Genomic DNA, 6,094 nt, shown 5'->3' with positions numbered 1-6,094 from the left:
GGGTTACCAGCTGCGACAGCAGCAGGCCGCCGACGATGGCGATGCCCAGCGGCCGACGCAGTTCCGAGCCGATGCCGGTGCCCAGCGCCAGCGGCAACGCGCCAAGCATGGCTGCAGCGGTGGTCATCATGATCGGGCGGAAGCGCAGCAGGCAGGCGCGGCGGATGGCCTCGCGCGCGTTGGCGCCGGTGCGCCGCGCCTCGATGGCGAAGTCGACCATCATGATGCCGTTCTTCTTGACGATGCCGATCAGCAGCACAATGCCGACGATGCCGTCCACCGACAGGCTCAGGCCACAGACCATCAGTGCCAGCAGCGCACCGACGCCGGCCGGTGGCAGGGTCGAGATGATCGTGATCGGGTGGATGTAGCTCTCGTACAGCACGCCCAGCACGATGTAGATCACCACCAGCGAGGCCAGCAGCAGCCACACCACGTCGGTCTGGCTGCCGGTGAATTCGGCGGCCTTGCCGATGAACTGCGCATGCACGTGCGCCGGCATGTCCAGGCTGGCCTTGGTCTCTTCGATGGCCTTGACCGCATCGGACAGCGAGTAGCCCGCAGCAACGTTGAAGGAGACCGTCACCGCAGGAAGCTGCTGCTGGTGGCTGACCAGCAGCGGCGCGCTGGAGACCTTCGCCTCGGCCAGCGCCGACAACGGGATGATGCCGCCCGCACCGACGGTGATGCCGGTGTTCTGCGCACCGATACCGGTGGCGGTCGACGAGTTGGACGAGGTGACCTGGCCGAAGCTGGTCGCGTTGGTGCCGGTGAGGGCGCCGGCACCGTTGGAGGCGACCGCCAGCTGTTCCATCAGCGCAGTGCTGGTACGGAACTGCGGCGCCACTTCCAGCACCACGCGGTACTGGTTGAGCTCGGTGAAGATGGTCGAGATCTGGCGCTGGCCGAACGCATCGTAGAGGGTGTCGTCGATGGTCTGCATCGGCACGCCCAGCACGCTGGCCTTGTCGCGGTCGATGTTCAGTTCCAGCGCGCGGCCCTGGTTGGACAGGTTGTTGTCGACGTCGGCCAGTTCCGGGCGCTGGCGCAGCGCCTGGGTCAGGCGGTTGGCCTGCAGCGCGACTTCCGCGCTGTCCACGTCCGACAGCGAGTACTGGTACTCGGTGGCGGCCACGCGGGTGTCCAGGGTCACGTCCTGTACCGGCTTCAGGTACAGCGCCACGCCGGGAATGCCGGCCACGGACTTCTGCAGGCGCGGCAGGATCTCATCCAGTCCATCACGTTCGCTGCGCTCTTTCAGCACGATCGACAGCTGCCCCTGGTTGAGCGTGGGGTTCATGCTGCCGGCACCGATGAAGGCCGATACGCCGGTCACGTCCGGATCCCTGCGCAGCGCTTCGGCCACCTGCTTGGTGCGTTGCTCCATCTGCGGGAAGGCGATGTTCTGGTCGGCCTGGACCACGGCGGTGATCAGGCCGGTGTCCTGTTCGGGCAGCAGGCCCTTGGGAATCAGCACATACAGCAGCACGGTCAGTACCAGCGCGGCCGCGGCCACGGCCAGGGTGAGCGGCTGGTGTTCCAGCACCCAGTCCAGGCTGCGCTCATACAGGCCGACGGTGCGCGTCCACAGATTCTGCTTGCCGGCCGCGGCCGCACGTTCGTGCGCGTCTTCGCCCTCGGGCAGCGCATCGGGATTGAGCAGGTAGGCGCACATCATCGGGGTGAGCGTCAGCGAGATCAGCATCGACAGCACCACCGCGATGCTCAGCACCCAGGCGAACTCGTGGAACAGGCGGCCGGTGACGCCGGGCATCAGCAGCAGCGGCAGGAACACCGCCACCAGTGAAACCGTCAGCGACAGCACGGTGAAGCCGATCTGGCGCGCACCGATCTCGGCCGCCTCCTTGCCGCTCTTGCCTTGTTCGATGTAGCGCACGATGTTCTCGATCATCACGATCGCATCGTCSACCACGAAGCCGGTGGCCACCACCAGCGCCATCAGCGAGAGGTTGTCCAGCGACATGCCGGTAAAGGCCATCACTGCGAAAGTTCCGGCCAGCGACAACGGCACCGCCACCGACGGAATGATCGTGGCCCAGAACCGGCGCAGGAATACGAAGATCACCGCTACCACCAGGCCGATGGTCAGGATCAGGGTGAACTGCACTTCATGCACCGAAGCGCGGATGGTTTCGGTACGGTCGGAGAACACCTCCAGGTGCACGTCGGCCGGCAGCACGCCCTGCAGCTGCGGCAGCAGCGCGCGGATGCGCTCGACGGTCTGCACGATGTTGGCGCCCGGCTGGCGGCGCACTTCCAGCAGCACCGCCGGCTTGCCATCGGCCCATGCGGCCAGCTGGTCGTTCTCCACGCCATCGATCACGTCGGCCACGTCGGACAGCCGCACCGGGCGGCCGTTCTTGTAGCTGATGATGGTGTCGCGGTATTCGGCGGCGCTGGCCAGCTGGTCGTTGGTGCCGATGCTGTAGGACTGGGTCTTGCCGTTCAGCGAGCCCTTCGGCGCATTGACGTTGGCCTGGGTGAGCGCGCTGCGCAGCTCTTCCAGGGTCAGGCCCATGTTGGACAGCTGCGCCGGATTGACCTGGATGCGCACGGCCGGACGCACGTTGCCGGCGATCGACACCAGGCCCACGCCCTGCACCTGCGACAGGCGCTGGGCGAGTATCGAGTCAGCGTAGTTGTTGACGTCGCGCAGCGGTCGCGTATCGGAGGTCAGCTTGAGGGTGACGATGGCCGCGTCGGCCGGATTCACCCGGTTGTAGACCGGCTGGTACGGCAGCGACGAGGGCAGGGTGGCCTGGCGGATCGCTGCCTGCACGTCCTGTGCGGCGATGTCGATGTCGCGGTCCATCGAGAACTGCAGGATGATCGTGGACAACCCCGCCGAGGAATCGGAGGTCATCAGTTCCAGCCCGGAGATCTGCCCGAACTGGCGCTCCAGCGGCGTGGTCACCAGCGAGGCCATGGTGGTGGCGTTGGCACCGGGGTACTGCGTGGTCACCACCAGGCTGGGCGCATCGATTTCCGGCAGCGCCGACACCGGCAGCTTGCGGTAACCGAGGATGCCCAGCAGCAACAAGCCCGCCATCAACAGCGAGGTGGCAATCGGGCGGCGGATGAAGATCGTCGAAAAGCCCACGGACTGATCCTTGCTGGCACTTCAATGGCAGCGCCGGCGGGATCGCCGGCGCGGGGAAGAACAGGGGCCTGCGCTCAGCGCGGGCCACCACCGCGGCGGCCGCCGCCACTCTTCTGTTCGGCGGCCTTCAGTTCGGCCTCGGTCGGTGCGGCCGGGGTCTCACCCGGCTTCAGCGCGGTCACCTTGCTGCCCGGCTTCAGGCGGAACTGGCCTTCGCTGACCACGCGCTCGCCGCCCTTCAGGCCTTCGGCGATCTGCACCTGGCTGTCGCCCACTTCCACGCCACTGCGCACGGTCTGCATCTTCACCGTGTTGTCGCCCTGCACGACGTAGACGTACTCGCCGTCCGGGCCACGAAGTACTGCCTGGGTCGGGATCACCACGCCGCCGCCGATGGTGCGCAGCTGCATGCGCACATTGACGAACTGGCCCGGCCACAGGCCGTTGTCGGTGTTGTCGAACACCGCGCGTGCCTTGAAGGTGCCGCTGTCGGCGCTGATCAGGTTGTCGACCACGTCCAGCTTGCCGTCGCCGCTGAGCACGTGGGAATCGGCGCGGTCCAGCGCTGCCACCGGTACGCTGCCGGCGGCCTGCGCCTGGCGCACGTCGCCGAGCTGGCGCTCGGGCAGGTTGAACAGCACGTGGATCGGATGGATCTGGGTCAAGGTGACCAGTGCGGTACCGGCGTTGACCACGTTGCCGGCGTCGACCGCGCGGATGCCGGCGATACCGGTGATCGGCGCGGTGACCCGGGTGTACTGCAGCTGCACCTGCGCCGAACGCATGCTGGCTTCATTGGCCGCCACTGCGCTTTCGTACTGTGCCACCTGGTTTCGTTGTGTATCCAGATCGGTCTTGGCCACGAACTGGCGGTACTCCGGCGCGTTCGAGCGCTGGTAGTTCGAGCGCGCGGTGGCCAGCAGGGCTTCGTTCTGGCGCTTGGACGCGACGGCCTGGTCATAGCTGGCCTGGGCGGTGCGCGGGTCGATCACCGCCAGCACGTCGCCCTTCTTCACTTCCTGGCCTTCGCGGAAATTGAGGCTCATCAGCTGGCCGCCCACCTGGGGGCTGACGGTCACGGTGTTCATCGCGGTCACCGTGCCCAGTGCGCTGGCATACACCGGCACGTCCTGGCGAACGGCATCGACCACGGTTACCGGCACCGGGCCGGCATCGGGATCTTCACCGCCCTCGCGAGCGCCTGCTTCCTGCCCGGCTGCCTTGTCCTTGCCGCCACCGAGTACGCGCAGGCCGACCACGGCCAGCACCAGTACCGCCACGACCAGCAGCACGATCTTCCAAACACGTGACATTCAAGACTCCAAGAGGGCTGGACGGGGTGCAACCCCGGGTGGCAATGCGCAAAGCATACCTGTGGCCCACCGGGTTTCCTGCATGACGGATGGGACGGGCGCTCAGACAGATGGACGACGCTGGAGGTTCCCGTAACGGCAAGGTTGCCCTACATTCAGGTGCAGACCCCTTCCGTGGAGATCGAGATGCGCCGTTCGTTGCTGCTGTCCGCCCTGCTGCTGGCCCTGCCGGCCCTTGCCCACGCCGAGGACGCGCAGCGCCCGGAAGTGACCGCCGCCGCGCAGCGCCTGCAGGCCAAGGTGGTTGAATGGCGCCGCGATTTCCATCAGCACCCGGAACTCTCCAACCGCGAGGAGCGCACCTCCGCCGAGGTCGCCAAGCGGCTGCGTGCGATGGGCCTGAAGCCGAAGACCGGCATTGCCCACCACGGCGTGGTGGCGATCATCGAAGGCGGCAAGCCGGGGCCGAAGATCGCCCTGCGCGCGGACATGGACGCACTGCCGGTGACCGAGCAGACCGGGCTGCCGTTCGCCTCCAAGGCCACCGCGCAGTACCGCGGTCAGACCGTAGGCGTGATGCATGCCTGTGGCCATGACGCGCACACCGCCACCCTGCTGGGCGTGGCCGAAGCGCTGGTGGCGATGAAGAAGGACCTGCCGGGCCAGGTGATGCTGATCTTCCAGCCGTCCGAAGAAGGTGCGCCGCCGCCGGAAGAGGGCGGTGCGGCGCTGATGCTGAAGGAAGGCCTGTTTGCCGACTTCAAGCCCGAGGCGGTGTTCGGCCTGCATGTGTTCTCCAGCGTGCAGGCAGGGCAGATCGCGGTGCGCGGTGGCCCGCTGATGGCCGCGTCCGATCGTTTCGGCATCAAGGTGATCGGCCGCCAGACCCATGGCTCGGCCCCATGGAACGGCGTCGACCCGATTGTTGCCACTGCCGACCTGATCGGCACCGCACAGACCATCGTCAGCCGCCGGGCCAACCTGTCCAAGCAGCCGGCGGTGCTGACCTTCGGCGCGATCAACGGCGGCATCCGTTACAACATCATTCCCGATGAAGTGGAGATGGTCGGCACCATCCGCACCTTCGATGAAGGCATGCGGCAGCAGATCTTCGCCGACCTGCGCAACGTGGCCGACCACACCGCTGCCGCGCATGGGGCCAAGGCGGTGACCGACATCTACGAATCGGAAGGCAACCCGGCCACGGTGAACGACCCGGCGCTGACCGCGAAGATGCTGCCGAGCCTGCAGGCGGTGGTGGGCAAGGACAACGTGTACGAGCCGCCGCTGCAGATGGGCGCGGAGGATTTCTCGCTGTACGCCAAGGAAGTGCCGGGCATGTTCTTCTTCGTCGGTTCCACCAGCGTGGGCATCGACCCGGCGACGGCGCCGGCCAACCATTCGCCGAAGTTCCTGCTGGATGAGAAGGCGCTGGATGTTGGATTCCGCGCGCTGCTGCAGGTAAGCCTGGATTATCTGCATGGTGCGGGCACCCCGGCGGGGTGAGGGTTGCAGGCAGGGCTTGCAGCCCTGCACCCGCCGAAGCAACAGCAACAGCCGGAGCAACGGCAAAGGCTGGCATTCCGTGGGATGGCGGGGTGGGTCCGGTGGCAGGGGACGGCGCAAGTACGTCCCTGTAGCCTCGGTCGCGCCATCCATG

General features: G+C 67.0%; 3 protein-coding genes. 1 reads left to right on the top strand and 2 read right to left on the bottom strand.

What is annotated here, in order from left to right; translation table 11 throughout:
- Nucleotides 1–3,121, bottom strand: a 3,121-nt coding sequence (locus AB4Y84_RS10535; RefSeq protein WP_442250103.1) for an efflux RND transporter permease subunit, incomplete at its 3' end; no start/stop codon positions are given.
- 74 nt (nucleotides 3,122–3,195) lie between these two features.
- Complete coding sequence (locus AB4Y84_RS10530; RefSeq protein ID WP_312107986.1) at nucleotides 3,196–4,434, bottom strand: efflux RND transporter periplasmic adaptor subunit; 1,239 nt, start codon at nucleotides 4,432–4,434, stop codon at nucleotides 3,196–3,198.
- 186 nt (nucleotides 4,435–4,620) lie between these two features.
- Between AB4Y84_RS10530 and AB4Y84_RS10525 the strand changes: the two genes are divergently transcribed.
- Nucleotides 4,621–5,940, top strand: a complete 1,320-nt coding sequence (locus tag AB4Y84_RS10525) for a M20 family metallopeptidase (protein ID WP_025874644.1) — start codon at nucleotides 4,621–4,623, stop codon at nucleotides 5,938–5,940.
- Nucleotides 5,941–6,094: the final 154 nt, after the last annotated feature.

Origin of the sequence: Stenotrophomonas sp. 2YAF22, from assembly GCF_052114665.1 — a bacterium.
Lineage (GTDB): Bacteria > Pseudomonadota > Gammaproteobacteria > Xanthomonadales > Xanthomonadaceae > Stenotrophomonas > Stenotrophomonas indicatrix.
The sequence above is the reverse complement of the archived record's forward strand: the minus strand, read 5'-3'. Positions and strand labels throughout refer to the sequence as shown.